The organism is Mesorhizobium sp. Mes31, from assembly GCF_024519675.1.
Taxonomy (GTDB): Bacteria; Pseudomonadota; Alphaproteobacteria; order Rhizobiales; family Rhizobiaceae; genus Mesorhizobium.
The window spans coordinates 124,547-144,102 of sequence record NZ_JALJRL010000007.1; the positions used below are offsets into that span (position 1 = coordinate 124,547).

Sequence of the window (19,556 nt, forward strand, 5' to 3'; positions counted from 1 at the left end):
CAATGGATCGAGACAAGCTCCATCGCTCGTTTGATACATCGGCTGGAGAATGGATTGCGCTTATTCCGAACGAGCTGCAGGTAGATGCAGTAGGCTTATGGCAGATCATTCCAGTGGGGCGTCACGAGTTTGGGTTCGAAGGACGAGATCTTGAAGAGTTCACTAGAGAGGCACTGAAAGGTCTGTTGGCCAAAGGGGCCATGCCGATAACAGGGCAGGAAAAAGTCTGGGTTGTCGAACCACGCTATGGAACTAAGTCCGACGAAATAATCGACAAGGTTGTGAAGACTTGGCTATCGGAAGGTATGCGTGAACCAGACGTCGGAGACGTCTGGTTCGGACTTACAACCGTCGTAGGAAATTGAACTCAGGAGTGCGTAGTTGGAAACCGTGAGAATAAAATCCCCCGTCGATGGCTCGATCTATGCCGAGCGGCCGGTGGCGACGGACCAGGCGATCAATGCCGCGGTCGAGCGCGCCAAGGCGGCGCAGGAGAAGTGGGCTGAGACGCCGATCGTCGAACGCGGCAAGTACATGCTCGCCATGCTGGAGGCGCTGGTCGCGATGACCGACGAGATCGTGCCGGAGATCGCCTGGCAGATGGGGCGTCCGGTGCGTTACGGCGGCGAGTTCGGCGGCGTCAAGGAACGCACCAACTACATGGTCGAGATCGCCGAGGCGGCGTTGCGGCCGGTGCCGGCCTCCAACCCGAAGGAAGGGTTCCGCCGCTATGTGAAGAAAGATCCGCTCGGCGTGGTCATGGTGATCGCGCCGTGGAACTATCCTTACCTCACCGCCGTCAACACCATCGTGCCGGCACTGATGGCCGGCAACGCCGTCATCCTCAAGCATGCGGCGCAGACGCTGCTGGTCGGCGAGCGTTTCAGCCAAGCCTTCGACAAGGCCGGCCTGCCCAAGGGCGTGTTCCAGAATGTCGTGCTCAACCACGCCCAGACCGAGAAGCTGCTCGGCTCGGGCAAGATCGACCATGTCAACTTCACCGGTTCGGTCGCCGGCGGCCGCGCCATCGAAAAGGCGGCGGCGGGTACCTTCATGACGCTCGGCCTCGAGCTTGGCGGCAAGGATCCGGCCTACGTGCTGCCGGACGCCAAGATGGATCATGCCGTCGCCAATCTGGTCGACGGCGCCTTCTACAATTCCGGCCAGTGCTGCTGCGGCATCGAGCGCGTCTATGTGCATGAGAAGGTCTATGACGAATTCGTCGAAGGCTTCATCGCCGAGACGAAGAACTACGTGGTCGGCAACCCGCTCGATCAGGCGACGACGATGGGGCCGATGGCGCAGGCGCGCTTCGCCGACCTGATCCGCGAACAGAAGGCCGAGGCGCTGCGCAAGGGTGCCAAGGCGCACATCAACATGAGGGTGGCCAACGACAAGGCCGGCTCGCCCTATCTGGCGCCGGAAGTGCTGACCGAAGTCGATCACCAGATGAGCGTCATGCGCGAGGAGAGCTTCGGCCCGATCGTCGGCATCATGAAGGTGCGCAACGACGAGGAGGCGATCGCGCTGATGAACGACAGCGCCTATGGGCTGACGGCCTCGATCTGGACGCGCGACACCGAGCACGCGGTGGCGATCGGCAATCGTGTCGAGACCGGCACGGTGTTCATGAACCGTTGCGACTATCTCGATCCGGCCCTGGTCTGGACCGGCGTAAAGGACACTGGGAAGGGTGCTGCACTGTCGGCGATCGGCTATGACAATCTGACAAGGCCGAAGTCATTCCACCTGCGTGAAGCCATCTGATTTATTGAGAGACAAAAATGTCCAAGCTGATCTCCAAATGGAACTACCCCACCACCGTCCGCTTCGGCGCCGGGCGCATCAAGGAACTGCCTGAGGTTCTGGCGGCCACCGGCATCAAGCGGCCGCTTTTCGTCACCGATCCGGGCCTGGCGAAATTGCCGGTCGTCGCTTCGACCTTGAAGATCCTCGACGATGCCAAGGTCCCCTATGGCGTCTTTTCCGAGGTGAGGCCCAACCCGGTCGAATCCAACCTCACCGCCGGCATCGCCGTGTTCAAGAAGGGCAAGCATGACGGCGTCATCGCCTTCGGCGGCGGCTCGGCGCTCGATCTCGGCAAGCTGATCGCTTTCCAGGCCGGCCAGACGCGGCCGGTATGGGACTTCGAGGATGTCGACGACTGGTGGACACGCGCCAATTCGGATGCGATCGCACCGATCATCGCCGTGCCGACCACAGCCGGCACCGGATCGGAGGTCGGCCGCGCCGGCGTCATCACCAACGAGGCGACGCACACCAAGAAGGTCATCTTCCATCCCAAGCTGCTGCCGGCCATCGTCATCGCCGATCCCGAACTGTCGGTCGGCATGCCGGGCTTCATCACAGCCGGCACCGGCATGGACGCGCTCGCCCACTGTCTCGAAGCCTATTGCGCGCCGGGCTATCATCCGATGGCCGACGGCATCGCCGTCGAAGGTGTCCGGCTCGTTTTCGAGAACCTGCCGAAGGCCTATGCCAACGGCAAGAATCTCGTCGCGCGCGCCCATATGATGAGCGCCGCCGCCATGGGTGCCACCGCCTTCCAGAAGGGGCTCGGCGCCATCCACTCGCTGTCGCATCCGGTCGGCGCGCTCTACGACACCCATCACGGCATGACCAACGCCGTGTTCATGCCCTATGTGCTGGCCTTCAACCGCGATGCCATCGAGGTGCGCATCGCGCGGCTCGCCGCCTATTGCGGCATCAAGGGTGGCTTCGACGGCTTTGCCAAGGCGATCATCAAGCTGCGCAAGGAATTGAAGGTGCCGCATGCGCTGCCGGGCCTGATCAAGGGTCTCGACATGGACAAGAAGCGCAAGGGGCTGATCGCCGACATGGCGGTGGTCGATCCGACCGCCGGCGGCAACCCGGTCAAGCTGACCAAGAAGGCCGCGCTGACGTTGCTCGAAAACGCCATCGCCGGCACGGTTTGAGACGTTTTCCGCACGGGAAATTGATCTGAAAAGGGGCTACAAAAACAAGGGGGAGGATGACGGGCAAGGCAGAAACTAGTTAGCCGGAAAAAGAATCGCGAGGCGATTGCTACATCAGGTTAAAAAGAGTTTACTTTTTCGTACTGCGAGCAGCCGGTTTCACAAAGCTTTCATCTGGCTGTCACATGAAAACGATACCGCATCGCAGGCGTCCAACGGCGTCAGTTCAACGGAGAGAACACATGTTCAAATTCACGGGGAAGGTGCTTTCCCTTTCGGCCGCGGCGCTTTTTGCGTCAACGGTGATTTCGTCCTCGGCTTCTATGGACGATCTCGTCAAGGCCGCGAAGGCAGAAGGCCAACTCACCACCATCGCCCTGCCGCATGACTGGTGCGGCTACGGCGACGTCATCGCCGGCTTCAAGGCGAAGTATCCGGAAATCACCATCAACGAACTCAACCCCGATGCCGGTTCCGGCGACGAGGTCGAGGCGATCAAGGCCAACAAGGACAACAAGGGCCCGCAGGCTCCCGACGTCATCGACGTCGGCCTGTCGTTCGGTCCGTCCGCCAAGAAGGATGGCCTGATCCAGGCTTACAAGGTGTCGACCTGGGACTCGATCCCCGACAGCGCCAAGGATGCGGAAGGGTTTTGGACCGGCGATTATTACGGCGTGCTTTCCTTCCAGGTGAACAAGGACCTGGTCAAGGAATCGCCGAAGGACTGGGCCGACCTGCTGAAGCCGGAATTCGCCAACTCGGTCGCCCTTGCCGGTGATCCGCGCGCCTCGAACCAGGCCATCCAGGCGGTTTACGCCGCCGGCCTGTCGTCAGGCGCCGCCGCTGGCGAAGCCGCCGGCACCGCCGGCCTCGACTACTTCAAGAAGCTCAACGCCGCCGGCAACTTCGTGCCGGTCATCGGCAAGGCCGCCACGCTCGCCCAGGGTCAGACCCCGATCCTGGTCACCTGGGACTACAACGCGCTCGCCGGCCGCGACACGCTGAAGGGCAACCCGCCCGTCGACGTCGTCGTGCCGAAGACCGGTGTTGTCGCCGGCGTCTACGTGCAGGCGATCAGCGCCTTTGCGCCGCACCCGAATGCAGCCAAGCTCTGGCTGGAATACCTCTATTCCGACGAAGGCCAGATCGCCTGGCTGAAGGGCTACTGCCACCCGATCCGCTTCAACGATCTTGCCAAGAACAACAAGATCCCGGCGGATGTGCTGGCCAAGCTGCCTCCGGCCGAGTCCTACGCGGCCGCGGTGTTCCCGACGCTCGACGAGCAGGGCAAGGCCAAGGAAGCCATCACCAAGAACTGGGACGCCGTTGTCGGCGCCAACGTCAAGTAAGACTTGAAATCGATCCGGGCGGCCGCGTGGCCGCCCGGACTCCCTCGATGACGGTAGCCGGCGCATGACCGATCTCTCGCTTTCCAATCAGGCCATCGCGGGGAAGACCGTACCCCCCGGTGAGGCGCGCGCCTTGCGGCTGCCGACGCAATGGCTTGGCGTCGCGCCGTTCTTCATCTTCGCCATCATGTTCCTGATCCTGCCCACGCTTTATCTGATGCTGGGCGCTTTCCAGAATGATGCGGGTGAGTTCACCTTCGAGAATATTGCGGCGCTGGCACAGCCGTCGATCGTCGCCGCCTACTGGATTTCGATCAAGGTCAGCCTGGCCTCGTCGCTGATTGGCGCCTTTGCGGGCCTGGCGATTGCCATCGCCATCGTACGCGGCGGCCTGCCGGACTGGATACGTTCGGCCACACTGACGTTTTCCGGCGTCGCCTCCAATTTTGCCGGCGTGCCGCTGGCTTTCGCCTTCCTCGCCACACTCGGCCGGCTCGGCCTTGCGACGGTGCTCCTGAACACCCTGTTCGGCCTCAACATCTATGCGCACGGCTTCAACATCCTGTCGTTCTGGGGCCTGACGCTGACCTATGTCTATTTCCAGATCCCGCTGATGGTGGTCATCATCGTGCCAGCCATCGACGGGCTGAAGAAGGAATGGGGCGAGGCCGCCGCGACGCTGGGCGCGACCATGGCGCAGTACTGGCGCATGGTGGTCATTCCGGTGATCTGGCCGAGTTTCCTCGGCACCGTGATCCTGTTGTTCGCCAATGCCTTCGGCGCCATCGCCACCGCCTATGCGTTGACCGGCTCGTCGCTCAACATCGTGCCGATCCTGCTCTATGCCCAGATCCGTGGAGACGTGCTGCACAATGCCCATCTCGGCTATGCCATAGCCTTCGGCATGATCGTCATCACCGGTCTTGCCAATGTCTTCTACATCTGGTTCCGCACCCGCTCCGAGAGGTGGCTCAAATGAAGGCTGGCAGGTTCTGGGCCTGGGTCGTCTTCGCGCTTGGCGCGGCCTATTTCTTCATTCCGCTGATCGCGACAGTGGAGTTCTCCATGCGCATGCGGCGCGGCGTCTATTCCTTCGACGCCTACAAGGTCGTGCTGGGCGACGCACGCTTCCAGGCGACGTTCGGCTATTCGGTGCTTGCCGCCGTCTTCACCATCATTCTTGGCGTGCTCATCGTGGTGCCGGCTGCCTACTGGATCCGGCTTCGCCTGCCGCAACTCAGGCCGGTCGTCGAGTTCATCACGCTGCTGCCGCTGGTCATCCCGGCCATCGTCATCGTCTTCGGCTATATCAGAATGTATGGCTCGAATTCACCGCTGCCGTTCCTGGCGACCGACACGGGCACCAACGCCTTGCTGGTCATCGGTTATGCGACACTGGCGCTGCCTTATATGTATCGAGCCGTCGATACGGGTCTGCGCACCATCGATGTGCGCACACTGACTGAAGCGGCGCAGATTCTGGGGGCCGGTTGGGGAACCATCATCACCCGCGTCATCCTGCCCAACGTGCTGATCGCGGTGCTCTCTGGCGCCTTCCTCACCTTTGCGATCGTCATCGGCGAATTCACCATGGCGAGCCTGCTCAATCGGCCGGCCTTCGGTCCCTACCTGCAGAACATCGGTGCCAACCGCGCCTATGAGCCGGCGGCCCTCGCCATCATCGCCTTCGCCATCACCTGGGGGTGCATGTCGTTGATCCAGATCCTGTCCCGCTTCGCGCCGAAATCGGCGAACCGCCCGAACTGATCGAAAGAACAACTCCATGGCCGACCCGTTCCTCTCCATCCAGCACGTTCGAAAGTCCTTCGGCGCCACCACGGTCGTGGAGGATTTCAATCTCGACGTCGAGCGGGGCGAATTTGTCTCCTTCCTCGGGCCGTCCGGTTGCGGCAAGACCACCGTGCTGCGCATGGTCGCCGGCTTCGAGGAGCCGAGCGCCGGCAAGATCGTCGTAGGCGGCAAGGACATCACAAGGCTGAAGCCCAACCAGCGCAATGTCGGCATGGTGTTCCAGGCCTATGCGCTGTTCCCGAACCTGACCGTGGCGCAGAACATCGGCTTCGGCTTGAAGGTGGCGGGCATGTCCAAGGCGGACATCGATGCCCGGGTCGCCGAAATGCTGGGCATCATCAAGCTGCCGCAGATGGCGGACCGCTATCCTTATCAGCTCTCGGGCGGTCAGCAGCAGCGCATCGCGCTGGCCCGCGCCATCGCGCCCAAGCCGAAACTGCTGCTGCTCGACGAGCCGCTGTCCGCGCTCGACGCCAAGGTGCGCGTGTCGCTGCGCGAGGAAATCCGCTCGATCCAGAAGAAGCTCGGCATCACCACCATTTTCGTGACGCACGACCAGGAGGAGGCGCTGTCGATCTCGGACCGCATCGCAGTCATGTATGGCGGCAAGGCAGAGCAGGTGGGTACGCCGTTCGAGATCTACAACCGCCCGGCGACCAAGTTCGTCGCCAATTTCGTTGGCACGCTGAACGTGCTGGAAGGCACCGTCACCGACGCCGCGTCGGGGAAGGTTCGCGTCAACAGCGAGGAAGTCCTGCTCAAGGGCAAGCTCAACGGATCCAAGTCGGGAGATACTTTGTCGCTGGCGCTGCGTCCGGAAGCCATTTCGCTCGGCCGCCAGCCCGGTCGCGATTCCAGCCTGTCCGGCGAGATCTCGGAAGTGCATTTCCTCGGCTCTGTCATCCGGGTTCGGGTCGGCATTGGCGGCAACACGGTCTCGCTCGACACGTTCAACAGCCCGGCAACGCCGCCACCAGCGGTCGGCGAGAAGGCCGAGATTTCGTTTTCGTCGAGCGATATGCTGGTGCTGCACTAGGCCGTGCCGATATTCAGGTGATGCCGGCCTGCAAATGGCGGTTTCCTGCGCTTCCGGCGCTCACCCACTTTGAGTACGCTCCGCTCCGGTTCTAGAAAGCCACCTTGTTTGGTCGCTTCGCGACCGTCTTCGACTCGGCGTGACCTCAATCTCGACACACCCAGGCCCGCCCACATCGGGCGTTTTCGAGCCGGCGCTATGAACGGCTGCACCACCATCTGAAAGTCAGGCAGCCCTTCCATCCGCGCGGTGTGGGCTCGTGCGGCATGCCGGGCGCGGTACGCCACAAGTTCCAGGCGTTCCGCCGGTCGGCTTGTACGCGACGACCAATCAACGGCATGTTGTTGGCCAGCTACTGCCGACAGTTCTGGTTCCGGATATAACGAGCCATGGCTCTTTTCGAACTCACACTTGTCCTCCTGCTGATCGCCGTCGCGCTGACGGCACTGTCGCGACGGCTGGAGATTCCTTATCCGTCCCTGCTGGCTTTGGCCGGAGTTGGGATTGCCTTCGTGCCCGGCGCGCCGACGATCGAGATCGACCCGGAGCTGGCGCTGGCGCTGTTCATCGCGCCGGTGCTTCTGGATGCGGCCTACGACACATCGTTGCGGGATCTCAACCGGTATCGGCTGTCGCTCGTGCTGCTGGCGCTCGGCGCCGTCATCTTCACCACGGCGGTCGTCGCCTTTGTCGGCTGGAAGATGGCCGGGCTGCCGATCGCGGCGGCAATAGCGCTCGGCGCCATCGTTGCTCCGCCGGATGCGGTGGCCGCAAGTGCCGTGCTCGGGCAATTCAAGGTGCCGCACCGCATCACCGCCATCCTGCAGGGAGAAAGCCTGCTCAATGATGCCACAGCGCTGTTGATTTACCGGCTGGCGGTTTCGGCAGCGATAGGCGCGATCATGCTGAGCAACGCCATTCCGACGATCCTGCTGTCAACCATTGGCAGTCTGGTCGCGGGTTATCTGCTTGGCCGCTTTTCGCTGCTGACGCTTACCCGTATCGAGGATGCGGCAAGCAGCACCGTGGTGCAGTTCGCCGGGACATTCGGCGTCTGGATCCTGGCGGACAGGCTGGGCCTTTCGGCCATCATCACCATCGTCGTCTATGCCATGACGCTTGCGCGCCGCGCGCCGCGCCGCATGTCGGCAAGGAGACGTGTCAGCACCTATTCGGTGTGGGAGTCGGCGGTCTTCGTGCTCAACGTGCTGGCCTTTGTGCTGATGGGCCTGCAGGCACGGTCGATCGTCGGCCGGCTTGCCGGGGATGGCCAGGGCGAAGCATTCGTCTTCGCCGCAACGGTGCTGGCCGTCGTCATCGTGTCCCGCCTCGCCTGGGTGTTGGGTTACGGCGTGATCATCAGATGGCTTGCCCGGTTCGGCAGCGAGGACCGAAGGCGAGAAGCGCCTTCGGTTCGCGGCGGCTTGCTCGTCGGCTGGTGCGGGATGCGCGGGCTGGTGACGCTGGTGGCCGCCATTGCCCTGCCGGCCAATTTCCCTGGCCGCGATCCGATCGTGCTTGCCGCTTTCGCGGTCGTTCTCGGCACACTGGTGCTGCAAGGTATGACGCTCAAGCCATTGCTGAAGGCGCTCAGCCTTGATCCGGACACGACAGTCGACCGCGAAGTGGCGCGGGCGCGTGTCGCCATCATGCAGGCCGCGCTCAACGTGTTGAGCGGCAAGACATCGAATGCCGCCGCTGCCGTGCGCGAGCAATATACGGCCCAGCGCACGATCGCCGAAAACCCGGAAAACGCGCAGGCTGCGACGGAATATGACCGGCTGCGCCTCTATGCCATCAACAGCCAGCGTGACACGCTGGAGGAACTGCGCCGCAACGGCACGATCGGCGACGAAGCCTACCATCGCCTGGAAGAGGAAATCGACTGGTCGGAACTGGCGGCCTCGCCCGCTGGGCGCTTCCAGCCTCTTACCACATAGGGGGTGTCTGCTCCTGGCCCAGCCACGCCATCGTGGCGGTCCATTGCAAGGCCATCGTCGAACCGTTACTGCCAACATCGAAATTGAGCCGGATAAGCAATGAAGCTGGTCAGCTACAACATCCAGTACGGATTCGGCGGTGACGGTCGCTACGATCTTTCGCGTGCCGCGCGCATTGTTGCCGGTGCCGATATTATTGCCTTGCAGGAAGTCGAGCGCCATTGGCAGCGCAGCAATTTCGACGACCAGCCCGAACTGCTTTCCCGCCTGCTGCCCGACTATCACTGGGTCTATGGCCCGGCCTTCGACATGGATGCCAGCGAGCGGCGTGATGGGCAGATCGTCAACCGGCGCCGGCAGTTCGGCACCATGGTGCTGTCGAAGCTGCCGATCGTCTGGTCACGGCTGCATGCGCTGCCGATGCGCCGTACGCTGCGGCCGCTCAACACCCGCAACGCGGCGCTCGAATGCATGATCCGCACGCCGGCGGGTCCGGTGCGGGTGCTGTCGCTGCATCTCGCCCACATCGCGGCCGAGGAGCGGCTGGAGCAGATCGACCATCTGCTTGCCGAGCACCGCCGGGCGCCTTCCGATGGCGGCCCGTGGAGCGGCATCGATGACGAGCCGGCGCGCAACTGGACCAGCGGCGAAGGCGAGCCGGAAAACCCGCTGGCGGCGATCTGGATGGGCGACTTCAACATGGAACCGGGCAGCGCCGAATACCGCCGCATCGTCGGCAGCACGCCCTATCATCGCGGGGCCGCCTATCTCGACGGCTTCGTCGATGCGGCTGCCGTCGCCGGCGAGCCGGCCGCGGATTTCCACACCCATGTGAAGACCATCGACGGCAAGCTGACCAAGCGCCGGCTCGACCATTGCTTCGTCGGCGGCATGTTCGCCGGGCGCGTGCGCTCGGTCAGCGCCGATATCGGCGAGGTTGCGTCGGACCATTTCCCGCTGCGGATCGACATCGACCTGGAAACATCGGGCATCGCCACCATTTCTGGAGGCCGATGAGCCGCACATGACCTTGTTCGTCTTTTTCGCGGTGCTTGCCGCCGCCGCCATGCACGCAATCTGGAACGCGCTGGTCAAGGTGCACCTCGACCGTTTCCTGTCGATCACGTTGATGACGCTCGGCATGGGCACTGCTGCCCTCGTGGCGCTGCCTTTCGTCGAAGTGCCGAAAGCCGAAGTGTGGCCCTACATCATCGCCTCGGTCTTCTTCCACATGGGCTACCGGACATTCCTCATCGGCGCCTACAAGGCCGGCGATTTCGCCCAGACCTATCCGCTGGCGCGCGGCACCGCGCCTTTGCTCGCGGCCCTCGGCGGCATGTTGGTGGTCAAGGAGGTTCCGGCGCCGCTCGCCATTCTCGGCATCGCCCTGTTGTCGGCCGGCACGCTGGTGATGTCGTTTCGCGGTGGCGCGCATCTGGAAAAGCTGAACCTGCGCGCCGTTGGTTTCGCGCTTGGCACCTCGATCTTCATCGCCAGCTATACACTGTCGGACGGCAGTGGCGCGCGGCTCGCCGCCACCGCGTCGAGCTATGCCGCCTGGCTGTTCATCTGCGACGCGCTCTGGGCGCTGGTGCTGTGCATCGTCTTCCGCGGGCCGAGGTCGCTGCCGGTGCTGGCGCGCGACTGGAAGACGGGGCTGTTCACCGGTGTGCTCAGCGGCGCTGCCTACTGGATCGTGATGTGGGCGATGACCAAGGCGCCGATCGCCTCGGTGGCGTCGCTGCGCGAGACCTCGATCCTGTTCGCGATGATGATCTCGGTCTTCGCGCTGGGCGAGAAGATGACGGGCTGGCGCGGCGCTGCCGCGCTCAGCATCGTCGCCGGTGTCGTGGCACTGCGACTGGGATAACTGCCGTCAGCCGAGCACGGTCATCACCTGGCCGCGTCGCTCCGGACTGAAGCGGATGACGACGATGATGCAGACGGCGACCACGCCGGCAAAAAGCGCCAGCGCGTAGCCGTAGCTGCCGCCGGCGCTTTCCGCGATGCCTGCCTGATAGGGCCCGCCATAGGATGCGGCGAGGTTGCCGGCCTGATAGATGAAACCAGGCAAGGTGGCACGCACCGCACCCGGCGAAAGCTCGTTGAGGTGCACCGGAATGACGCCCCAGGCGCCCTGGACCGCGACCTGCATGACAAAGGCGCCGATGGCCAGCATGAAAGGCGTGGTGCTGTAGGCCCACAACGGTATCGACGGCAAGGCAATCAGGCACGCCAGGGTGATGGCGTTGACGCGGCCGATCTTCTCGGACAGCGCGCCGAACGCCAGGCCGCCGACGATGGCACCGATATTGGCAACGATGGTGATCCAGCTCACCGTATGCGGATCAAAGCCATGCTGCTTCTTCAGGAAGGTCGGGTAGAGGTCCTGCGTGCCATGGCTGAAGAAATTGAAGAACATCATCAGCACGACGGCATAAAGGGCGACGCCCCAGTGCTTTTGCAGCGTTTCCAGGAGGCCCGGCCTGGCGGTCTTCCGCGCTTCGACGAAAGCCGGCGATTCCGGCACGTGCGAGCGGATGAACAGGACAATCAGGGCCGGCACGAAGCTGAGCAGGAACATGGCGCGCCAGCCGATCGTGTAGCCGCCGATGGTCTGTTGATAGAGCAGGCCGTAGACCACCGCCGCCAGGAGGTAGCCGGCCGGATAGCCGCATTGCAGGATGCCCGAGACCATGCCGCGCGCGCCGGGCGGGATGGATTCCATGGCAAGCGAACTGCCAAGCCCCCATTCGCCGCCCATGGCGATGCCGAACAGGGCGCGCAGCGCCAGGAAGATGCCCAGATTGGGCGAGAAGGCGGCCAGTGCTCCGATCACCGAGTAGCTGACGATGTTGAGCATGAGGATGGGCTTGCGGCCGTATTTGTCGGCAAGCATGCCGAAGAAAAATGCGCCGATGAAGCGCGTCGCCAGGGTCAGGAACAGCGCCTTGGAGACTGCCGGGACGTCGGTCTGGAATTCAGTCGCAATATCCGTGAGCAGGAATGTCAGAAGGAAGAAATCAAAGGCGTCGAGCGTCCAGCCCAGGAAAGAGGCGAGGACGGTTTTCTTCTGCTGCGTGGTTAGGTTCAAGGCGCTTCTCCTTTGCCATCCCCCGAGCAACGATATGTTGCCCGATTGGCAAAAGAGAACAGCCATCAGCCGGCTTTCGAAAAACCGGCTGTCACTTTTTCGTAAGATCGAGATCGAAGACCATCAATCCGTCCGTGCCGCCTTCGAGCGCCGCGACCAGCCGGGCACCGGCGCGCTGGTGGGCTTCATGCACGAGATAGGCGTCGCGTATGGCGGCATCGCGGAAATCGATGGTGAAGCCATGCGTGAAGCCGCGGGCGAACGGTTCGGGACTGACATTGGCGCTGAATTGGACCGCATCCATGCCGTCGATCACCTGCCGCAATGCCTCGAGGTCGGCGTGGATCGCCTTGCGTTCACCGACGCCGACATCATTGCGGAATTTGACGAAGACACAGTGCCTGATCATTTTCTTCCCCTACGCAGCCCGGTTTCCGGAAAACACCGCCGGCGGCAGCGGCTCGCGGCCGAGAACCAGATCGGCACCCTTCTCGCCGACCATGATGGTTGGCGCGTTGGTGTTGGAGGAGGGCACGCGCGGCATCACCGAAGCGTCGCAGACGCGCAGGCCTTCGATGCCGCGCAGCCGCAGATCCGGCGTTACCACCGCCATGTCGTCATGGCCCATGCGGCAGGTGCCGACAGGGTGGTGATCGGTCTTGGAGCTGCGGCAGGCATAGTCGAACAGCTCGTCGTCGCTGGCGAGTGACGGGCCGGGCAGCACCTCGCGCAGCACATAAGGGGCAAGCGCCCTCTGCCGCATGATCTCGCGCGCCAGCCGCAGCCCCTTGATCGACATGGCGCGATCATAGGGATCGGACCAGTAATTCGGGTCGATCAGCGGATGGTCGGCCGGGTCGCCGCTCTTCAGCCGCACGGTGCCGCGCGAGCGTGGCCGCAGGAAGGCCGAGTTCAGGGTGACCCCCGGATTGTTCAACTTCTCGACGCCGGCCTCGATGCCGGAGCCGAGGCCGAGATGGAACTGGATGTCGGGCGAGGCGGCTGTCGGGTCGGCGTACCAGAAGCCGCCGGTCTCGAACAGGCTGGAGGCCACGGGCCCCTTTTTCAGCAGCAGATACTGCAGCCCAGCCCACGCCGTGCGGTGCAGCTTGGCGTAGTTGTCGTAGGTGTGGTCGCCGGTGCATTCGGCGATGACGAACAGGTCGAGATGGTCCTGCATGTTGGAGCCGACGCCGGGCAGATCGTGTACCGGCGTCACGCCGACCGACTTCAAATGGTCGGCCGGACCGATGCCGGACTGCAGCAGGAGCTTGGGCGAGCCGATGGCGCCGGACGAGACGATCACCTCGCGCTCGGCGCGCAGGATCGTCTTTTGCCCGCCTGGCCTGTCGACGATTTCGACGCCGATGGCGCGGCCTTTCTCGACGACGACGCGGGTCACCAGCACATCGGTCCTGACGGTCAGGTTCTTACGCGCCCGGATCGGCTTGAGATAGGCAACGGAGGCGGAGGAGCGCCGGGCATCCTTCTGGGTGAGCTGATAATAGCCGACGCCTTCTTGGGCAGCGCCGTTGAAATCCGGATTGAAGGGAATGCCCATTTCCTGGCCGGCACGGAAATAGGCCTCGCAGATCGGCAGCGGTGAAATCGGGTTGGACACGCCGAGCGGCCCCTGGTCTCCGTGAAAATCGTTGGCGTAGCGCTGGTTGTTCTCGGCCCGCTTGAAGTAGGGCAGCACGTCGCGATAGCCCCAGCCGGTCAGGCCCTCTTCCTTCTCCCAGGCATCATAGTCGCGGGCATTGCCGCGCGTGTAGATCTGGGCGTTGATGGAAGAACCGCCGCCGACCACCTTGGCCTGCGTGTACCAGAAGACGCGATCCTTCATGTGCTTCTGCGGCACGGTCGACCAGCCCCAGGAAGCGATGCCCTTGGTCATCTTGGCGAAGCCCGCCGGCATGTGGATGTAGGGATGCCAGTCCTTGCCGCCGGCTTCCAGCAGAAGCACGGAATTGGATGGGTCTTCGCTCAGCCGGTTGGCCAGAACGCAACCGGCAGGGCCGGCGCCCACGATGATGTAGTCGGTCATGACACTATCCACTTACAGTCGCGGCACGGAGAGCGCGCCGTCGACATTGATGATCGAGCCGGTCGAGAAGCCGAGCTTGCCGCCAGCCAGGGTCGCCACCACGGCGCCGATGTCGGCGGCCTCGCCCCAGCGCTTTGCCGGCACCAGTCCACCGTCGATCAAGGCGTCGTACTTGGCGGCCACGCCTGCCGTCATGTCGGTGCGGATGATGCCCGGCCGCAGCTCGAAGACGCCGATATTCTCGGCGGCGAGCCTGAGAGCCAGGTTTTTCACCCACATCGAAAGGCCAGCCTTCGAGATGCAGTAGTCCGATCGTTCCGGCGAGGCCATTTCGGCGCTGACCGAGGTGATGGTGATGATCGATCTCGGCGAGTCGGCAGGTGCCGCCAGCATCGCCCTGGCCACCGCCTGGCTGAGGAAGACGGTGCCGCGCAGGTTGATACCGATTGCGCGATCGAAATTCTCCGGTTTCAGTTCGAGCAGGTCGCCGCGCACGACGGCGCCGACGCCGGCATTGTTGACCAGGCAGTCGATGCGGCCGAAGGCGCGGATCGCCGCATCGACAAGTGTGGCGTGAGCGGAGAGATCGGCGATGTCACACCGATGGTAGGCGGATGTCGCGCCGCGTGCGGTGAGGTTGGCGGTGAGTTCATCGGCAGCTTTTTCAGCAAGGTCGGCAACGAGAATGTCGAAGCCGGCATCCGCCAGCGCCTCGGCGCAGGCAAGGCCAATGCCGCGCGCGCCGCCGGTGACAATTGCTGCAGGGCGGCTCATGCCGCCAACTCCGTCTTGCGGATGTGGTCGGCGACACGCAGCGCTTGCGCGGCGATCGATAGCGCCGGATTGACGGCTGCCGAGCTCGGCAGGAAGCCGCCGTCGACGACGAACAGGTTCTGGTGGTCGAACGAGCGGCAGAAGGGATCAAGCGGCGCGGTGGCGGGATCATCGCCCATCCTCACCGTGCCGCACTGGTGGGAAGGGGTGCGCTTGTCGAAGGGGCGCGAAAGCACGATGGGGTAGCCGCAGGCGCGGAAATTCTCGCGCATCACCTTGGTCAGGCCGTCCAACGACTGCATGTTGGAGCGCCGCCATTGCATGACGATATCCTTGCCATCGACCATGATGCGGCTTTCGGGATCGGGCAGGTCCTCGCACATCAGGTACCAGTCGACCGCGTGGCCGGCCATGAAGTCGAGCGCGAATCTCGGCGCGAACTTCACATTGGCCCTGAGCATATTGCCGTCGATCTTGCCGAGCAGCTGGACGTTGCCGAGCGGCTTGCCGCCCTTGCCGTCGGACAGATAATAGTCATTCAGCATCAGCGTCTTCTGGTAGACGGCATCGTTCCGGCGGCGCGGATCGATCGCCAGCATGGCGCTCGAATTGTGATTCATGAAATTGCGGCCAACCTGGTCGGAGCGGTTGGCGAGGCCCTTGCCACCTGCCTTGCTGTTGCCGGGCGAGGGCGAACGCAGCAGGATGACGGCGGAATTGACCGCGCCGGCGGACAGGATGACCAGCTTCGGTGTCACCTTTTTCACCTTGCCATTCTGGCGATAGTGAATGGCTGATATGGTTTTGCCGTCAGGCGACACCTCGAGATATTCGACATAAGCGCCGGTCTCGAGCTTGATGTTCTGGTCGGTCAGCGCCGCCGTCAGCGGTCCCGTTTGCGCATCGACCTTGCCCTGGCCGGTGTTCGGGAAAGCGTCCCAGCCGGTCTTGCCCTCCCTCAGCCAGGTGTCGATGTCGACGCCGAGCGGCAGCGAGGCAGGGTGGAGGCCAAGACCCTTGAGTTCGGCGCGGGCACGCGCGATCGGCGTCTCGTCGGGCACCGGCTTGAAGGCGTAGGGGATCGAGTGGAATGGCTCGGTCGGATCCTCGCCCAGCGTACCGCGCACGCGAAACAGCTGTTCGGCTCTGGAATACCAGGGCTCGAATTCGTCGTAGGAAAACGGCCAGGCTGGCGAGACGCCGCCGAAATGCTCCATGGCGGAGAAATCTTCCTTGCGGTAGCGGATCAGCACCGCGCCATAGAACTTCGAATTGCCGCCGACATAGTAGTAGTTGCCGGGGTTGAAGGCGGCACCGCCGGCTTCGCGCCACATCTCCTTCGGCCGGTAATGGCCGTCGACGAAGATGGAGCGTGTGTCACGCGCATGCGGGGTCGCCGGCAACGGCTCGCCGCGCTCCAGCATCAGGATCGAGGCGCCGCTGCCGGCAAGTCCGGAAGCGATCGTGGCGCCGCCGATGCCGGAGCCGATGATGACGATGTCCGGATTGGTCATAGCCGTCAGCGAATGCGGTTCTCGGTCGCCGGATCGAAGAACACCGCCTTGGTCAGGTTGAAGGCGAGCGGCGTCACCGTGCCCGGCTGAATGTTGGCGTCGGCGCGCAGCCGCGCCACGACGCCCTTGCCGCCGAGATTGGTGACGGCGAAGGTGTCGGAGCCTGCCGGCTCCACGACCTCGATGTGAAGGTCGGCGGTGGCGATGTTCGAGGCGTTGCGCTCGGCGCCTTCCGGATCGGTGAGGGCTTCCGGGCGGACGCCGAAGATGATTGGCTTGCCCTGGAATGCCGACAGGCCCGCCGGTGCATTGGCCATCGGCAGCGAGATCGGCTCGCGCGCCTCGCGCTGCAGCACCACCGACAACGCATTGCCGTTGGTGCCGATCGTCGCCGGGATGAGGTTCATCGCCGGCGAACCCATGAAGTCGGCGACGAAGAGATTGGTCGGGTTGTTGTAGATCTCGGCCGGCGTGCCGAACTGCTGCACCTCGCCATCGCGCATCACGGCGATCTTGGTCGCCAGCGTCATCGCCTCGATCTGGTCGTGGGTGACGTAGACGATGGTGGTGCCGGTGGTGGCATGCAAGCGCTTGATCTCGATGCGCATGTCGACGCGCAGCTTGGCGTCGAGGTTGGACAGTGGCTCGTCGAACAGGAACAGCTTGGGATCGCGCACCAGCGCCCGGCCCATGGCGACGCGCTGGCGCTGGCCGCCCGAAAGCTGGCTCGGCTTGCGCTGCAGGAGATGGCCGATCTGCAGCACCTTGGCCACCTTGTCGATCGCCTTTTGCCGCTCTGCCGCCGGCACGCCGCGCATCTCCATGCCGAAGGAGATGTTTCCGGCCACCGTCATGTTCGGATAGAGCGCGTAGCTCTGGAACACCATGGCGATGTCGCGCTTCGACGGATGCAGATCGTTGATCGTGCGGCCGTCGACACGGATTTCGCCGGAGGTGATCGTCTCCAGTCCGGCAATGGTGTTGAGCAGCGTGGACTTGCCGCAGCCGGACGGGCCGACCAGCACCAGGAAGCCGCCTTTCTCAAGCTCGACATCGATTCCCTTGAGGATCTCGACCTGGCCGAAGCGCTTCCTCAGACCATCAATTTCAAGAAAAGCCATCGGGTTATCCTTTGACGGCGCCGGCCATGAGACCGCGCACGAAGTAGCGGCCGGCGAGCACATAGACGAGAAGGGTGGGGAGTGCGGCGATCATCGCGGCGGCCATGTTGACGTTGTATTCGACGACACCAGTCGAGGTGTTGACGACGTTGTTGAGCGCCACCGTCATCGGCATCGCGTCGCCGGTGCCGGCATAGGCCGAGGCGAACAGGAAGTCGTTCCAGATGTTGGTGAACTGATAGATCACCGTGACGACGAAGATCGGCATCGAATTCGGCAGCATGATGCGGCGGAAGATCTGGAAGAAGGAGGCACCGTCGACCTGAGCCGCCTTGACCAGTTCGGTCGGGAACGCCTCGTAATAGTTGCGGAAGAACAAAGTGGTGAAGCCGATGCCGTAGACGACATGGACGAAGACAAGATTGACCGTCGAATTGCCGAGGCCGAAGTTTGTTCCGATCGAGTTCTGCAGCGTCACGCCGAAGCGGCCGACACTGCCGAGGATGGTCGCCATCGGCAACAGCACCGACTGGAACGGGATGAAGCAGGCGAACAGCATCAGCCCGAACACCAGCGTTGCGCCACGGAAGCGCCATTTGGTCAGCACGTAGCCGTTGAGGGCGCCGAGCATCGTCGAGATCAGCACGGCCGGCACCACCATCTTGATGGAGTTCCAGAAATAACCCTTGATGCCGGCGCAGGTGAGGCCGACGCAGGTCTCGCCCCAGGCCTTCAGCCACGGGTCGAAGGTTGGCGCCCTGGGCAATGCCAGCATGTTGCCGTTCTGGATCTCGTCCATGGTCTTGAACGAGGTGACCAGCATGACGAACAGCGGCATCAGGTAGAACAGTGCGAACAGCGCCAGCAGCCCGTAGATGACGATGCGGTTGACGGTCTTGACGTTGACGCCGCCGGAGGCCTGACGGGCGGGAGTGGTGACAGCGCTCATCGCGGCTTCTCCCTCAGTTCGGAATAGAGATAGGGCACGATGATGGCGACGATGGTCATCAGCATGATCACGGCGCTGGCCGAGCCGACGGCCATTTCGTTGCGCTTGAAGGTGTACTCATACATGAAGTTGGAGGGCAACCAGGCCGAGCCACCCGGCCCGCCGCTGGTGAGCGCCACGACAAGGTCGTAGGACTTGATGGCGAGGTGGGCGAGCACGATGAAGGCCGACAGGAAGATGGGCCGCAACAGCGGGATTACGATGCGGCGATAGAGCTGGAAGGTGGTGGCGCCATCGATCTGCGCCGCCTTCATGATCTCGCCGTCAATGCCGCGCAGGCCGGCCAGGAACATCGCCATGATGAAGCCGGAGGCCTGCCAGACGCCGGCGATGACCACCGTGTAGATGACGAAATCCTTGTTCTTGATCCAGTCGAAATGGAAGCTCGTCCAGCCCCATTGATGCAGGGTCTGCTCGAGGCCAAGACCGGGATCGAGGAACCATTTCCAGGCGACGCCGGTGACGATGAAGGACAGCGCCATCGGGTAGAGATAGATCGGCCGCAGCACGCCTTCGCCGCGGATCTTCTGGTCGAGCAGGATGGCCAGGAACAGGCCGAGCGCCAGGCAGATCAGGATATAGAGAAATCCGAAAATGCCCATGTTGGTGATCGACGTGTACCAGCTCGATGGCGGGTCGGTGTCGAAGGTCCAGCCCCACAGCCGCTGATAGGCGCGCGAGCCGGTGATGACATAGGACGGGAAGGTCTTGGAATTGGTGAAGGACAGGTAGATCGTCCACAGGATGAAGCCGTAGACGAAGACGATGGTGATGGCGAAGCTCGGCGCCAGCACGATCTTCGGCAGGGCATCCTGCAGGCGCGAGCGCACCGAGGCGCGTGGCCGGGCGTGCTCCGGCGTCAGCTTGATCTGGCTTGTCGCTACCGTACTCATGAGGCTCCTC

18 protein-coding genes are annotated in these 19,556 nt (G+C 63.3%); 10 read left to right on the forward strand and 8 right to left on the reverse strand.

What is annotated here, in order from left to right:
- The first annotated feature begins 2 nt into the window (after positions 1–2).
- From NR193_RS14200 to NR193_RS14245, 10 genes are all read left to right on the forward strand, one after another.
- Positions 3–365: a hypothetical protein gene (locus tag NR193_RS14200; RefSeq protein WP_256751437.1), complete on the forward strand. Its 363-nt coding sequence runs from the start codon at positions 3–5 to the stop codon at positions 363–365.
- A gap of 16 nt (positions 366–381) precedes the next feature.
- Entirely contained in the window at positions 382–1,767 is a 1,386-nt protein-coding gene (locus NR193_RS14205; protein WP_256751438.1) for an aldehyde dehydrogenase family protein, read from the forward strand.
- Between the two features lie 17 nt (positions 1,768–1,784).
- The gene (locus tag NR193_RS14210) at positions 1,785–2,957 is read left to right on the forward strand and encodes an iron-containing alcohol dehydrogenase (RefSeq protein ID WP_256751439.1); all 1,173 of its coding nucleotides are present in this window, start codon (positions 1,785–1,787) and stop codon (positions 2,955–2,957) included.
- A 242-nt stretch (positions 2,958–3,199) separates the two neighbouring features.
- Entirely contained in the window at positions 3,200–4,306 is a 1,107-nt protein-coding gene (locus tag NR193_RS14215; RefSeq protein ID WP_091577907.1) for an ABC transporter substrate-binding protein, read from the forward strand.
- Between the two features lie 64 nt (positions 4,307–4,370).
- A complete protein-coding gene (locus tag NR193_RS14220) occupies positions 4,371–5,285 on the forward strand; it encodes an ABC transporter permease subunit (protein WP_091577905.1) in 915 nt (304 codons plus the stop codon).
- Positions 5,282–6,073: an ABC transporter permease gene (locus NR193_RS14225; protein WP_091577904.1), complete on the forward strand. Its 792-nt coding sequence runs from the start codon at positions 5,282–5,284 to the stop codon at positions 6,071–6,073. Before NR193_RS14220 ends, NR193_RS14225 begins: the two co-directional genes overlap by 4 nt.
- A 16-nt stretch (positions 6,074–6,089) precedes the next feature.
- A complete protein-coding gene (locus NR193_RS14230) occupies positions 6,090–7,154 on the forward strand; it encodes an ABC transporter ATP-binding protein (protein WP_256751440.1) in 1,065 nt (354 codons plus the stop codon).
- Positions 7,155–7,543: 389 nt separating this feature from the next.
- Positions 7,544–9,094: a sodium:proton antiporter gene (locus NR193_RS14235; protein WP_256751441.1), complete on the forward strand. Its 1,551-nt coding sequence runs from the start codon at positions 7,544–7,546 to the stop codon at positions 9,092–9,094.
- 99 nt (positions 9,095–9,193) lie between these two features.
- Entirely contained in the window at positions 9,194–10,111 is a 918-nt protein-coding gene (locus NR193_RS14240; protein ID WP_256751442.1) for an endonuclease/exonuclease/phosphatase family protein, read from the forward strand.
- Between the two features lie 7 nt (positions 10,112–10,118).
- Positions 10,119–10,964, forward strand: a complete 846-nt coding sequence (locus tag NR193_RS14245; protein WP_256751443.1) for an EamA family transporter — start codon at positions 10,119–10,121, stop codon at positions 10,962–10,964.
- Positions 10,965–10,970: 6 nt separating this feature from the next.
- Here the strand turns inward: NR193_RS14245 and NR193_RS14250 are convergent, their stop codons facing one another.
- The 8 genes from NR193_RS14250 to NR193_RS14285 all read right to left on the reverse strand — a co-directional run bounded on the left by NR193_RS14250 (position 10,971) and on the right by NR193_RS14285 (position 19,546).
- On the reverse strand, positions 10,971–12,188 hold the full coding sequence (locus NR193_RS14250; RefSeq protein WP_256751444.1) for an MFS transporter: 1,218 nt from the start codon (positions 12,186–12,188) through the stop codon (positions 10,971–10,973).
- A gap of 91 nt (positions 12,189–12,279) precedes the next feature.
- Positions 12,280–12,597 carry a Dabb family protein gene (locus tag NR193_RS14255; RefSeq protein WP_256751445.1) on the reverse strand — a complete coding sequence of 106 codons (318 nt, stop codon included), beginning with the start codon at positions 12,595–12,597 and terminating at the stop codon, positions 12,280–12,282.
- 9 nt (positions 12,598–12,606) lie between these two features.
- On the reverse strand, positions 12,607–14,235 hold the full coding sequence (locus tag NR193_RS14260) for a GMC family oxidoreductase (protein ID WP_256751446.1): 1,629 nt from the start codon (positions 14,233–14,235) through the stop codon (positions 12,607–12,609).
- 12 nt (positions 14,236–14,247) lie between these two features.
- Complete coding sequence (locus NR193_RS14265; RefSeq protein ID WP_256751447.1) at positions 14,248–15,009, reverse strand: 3-ketoacyl-ACP reductase; 762 nt, start codon at positions 15,007–15,009, stop codon at positions 14,248–14,250.
- Positions 15,006–16,523, reverse strand: coding sequence for a GMC oxidoreductase (locus NR193_RS14270; RefSeq protein WP_256751448.1), 1,518 nt, complete (start codon positions 16,521–16,523; stop codon positions 15,006–15,008). The genes NR193_RS14265 and NR193_RS14270 overlap by 4 nt, the downstream gene beginning before the upstream one ends.
- Positions 16,524–16,528: 5 nt before the next feature.
- Positions 16,529–17,644, reverse strand: coding sequence for an ABC transporter ATP-binding protein (locus tag NR193_RS14275; RefSeq protein ID WP_256751449.1), 1,116 nt, complete (start codon positions 17,642–17,644; stop codon positions 16,529–16,531).
- A gap of 4 nt (positions 17,645–17,648) precedes the next feature.
- On the reverse strand, positions 17,649–18,593 hold the full coding sequence (locus NR193_RS14280) for a carbohydrate ABC transporter permease (RefSeq protein WP_256751450.1): 945 nt from the start codon (positions 18,591–18,593) through the stop codon (positions 17,649–17,651).
- Positions 18,590–19,546 (reverse strand): carbohydrate ABC transporter permease, encoded by a 957-nt coding sequence (locus NR193_RS14285; RefSeq protein WP_224686301.1) that lies wholly within the window; start codon positions 19,544–19,546, stop codon positions 18,590–18,592. Before NR193_RS14285 ends, NR193_RS14280 begins: the two co-directional genes overlap by 4 nt.
- Positions 19,547–19,556 lie beyond the last annotated feature (10 nt).

Excerpts from the sequence above, each read along its gene's own strand:
- NR193_RS14200 (WP_256751437.1), top strand. The coding sequence starts at position 3 with ATGGATCGAGACAAGCTCCATCGCTCGTTTGATACATCGGCTGGAGAA.
- NR193_RS14210 (WP_256751439.1), top strand. The coding sequence starts at position 1,785 with ATGTCCAAGCTGATCTCCAAATGGAACTACCCCACCACCGTCCGCTTC.
- NR193_RS14215 (WP_091577907.1), top strand. The coding sequence starts at position 3,200 with ATGTTCAAATTCACGGGGAAGGTGCTTTCCCTTTCGGCCGCGGCGCTT.
- NR193_RS14220 (WP_091577905.1), top strand. The coding sequence starts at position 4,371 with ATGACCGATCTCTCGCTTTCCAATCAGGCCATCGCGGGGAAGACCGTA.
- NR193_RS14225 (WP_091577904.1), top strand. The coding sequence starts at position 5,282 with ATGAAGGCTGGCAGGTTCTGGGCCTGGGTCGTCTTCGCGCTTGGCGCG.
- NR193_RS14230 (WP_256751440.1), top strand. The coding sequence starts at position 6,090 with ATGGCCGACCCGTTCCTCTCCATCCAGCACGTTCGAAAGTCCTTCGGC.
- NR193_RS14235 (WP_256751441.1), top strand. The coding sequence starts at position 7,544 with ATGGCTCTTTTCGAACTCACACTTGTCCTCCTGCTGATCGCCGTCGCG.
- NR193_RS14240 (WP_256751442.1), top strand. The coding sequence starts at position 9,194 with ATGAAGCTGGTCAGCTACAACATCCAGTACGGATTCGGCGGTGACGGT.
- NR193_RS14245 (WP_256751443.1), top strand. The coding sequence starts at position 10,119 with ATGACCTTGTTCGTCTTTTTCGCGGTGCTTGCCGCCGCCGCCATGCAC.
- NR193_RS14255 (WP_256751445.1), bottom strand. The coding sequence starts at position 12,597 with ATGATCAGGCACTGTGTCTTCGTCAAATTCCGCAATGATGTCGGCGTC.
- NR193_RS14260 (WP_256751446.1), bottom strand. The coding sequence starts at position 14,235 with ATGACCGACTACATCATCGTGGGCGCCGGCCCTGCCGGTTGCGTTCTG.
- NR193_RS14265 (WP_256751447.1), bottom strand. The coding sequence starts at position 15,009 with ATGAGCCGCCCTGCAGCAATTGTCACCGGCGGCGCGCGCGGCATTGGC.
- NR193_RS14270 (WP_256751448.1), bottom strand. The coding sequence starts at position 16,523 with ATGACCAATCCGGACATCGTCATCATCGGCTCCGGCATCGGCGGCGCC.
- NR193_RS14275 (WP_256751449.1), bottom strand. The coding sequence starts at position 17,644 with ATGGCTTTTCTTGAAATTGATGGTCTGAGGAAGCGCTTCGGCCAGGTC.
- NR193_RS14280 (WP_256751450.1), bottom strand. The coding sequence starts at position 18,593 with ATGAGCGCTGTCACCACTCCCGCCCGTCAGGCCTCCGGCGGCGTCAAC.
- NR193_RS14285 (WP_224686301.1), bottom strand. The coding sequence starts at position 19,546 with ATGAGTACGGTAGCGACAAGCCAGATCAAGCTGACGCCGGAGCACGCC.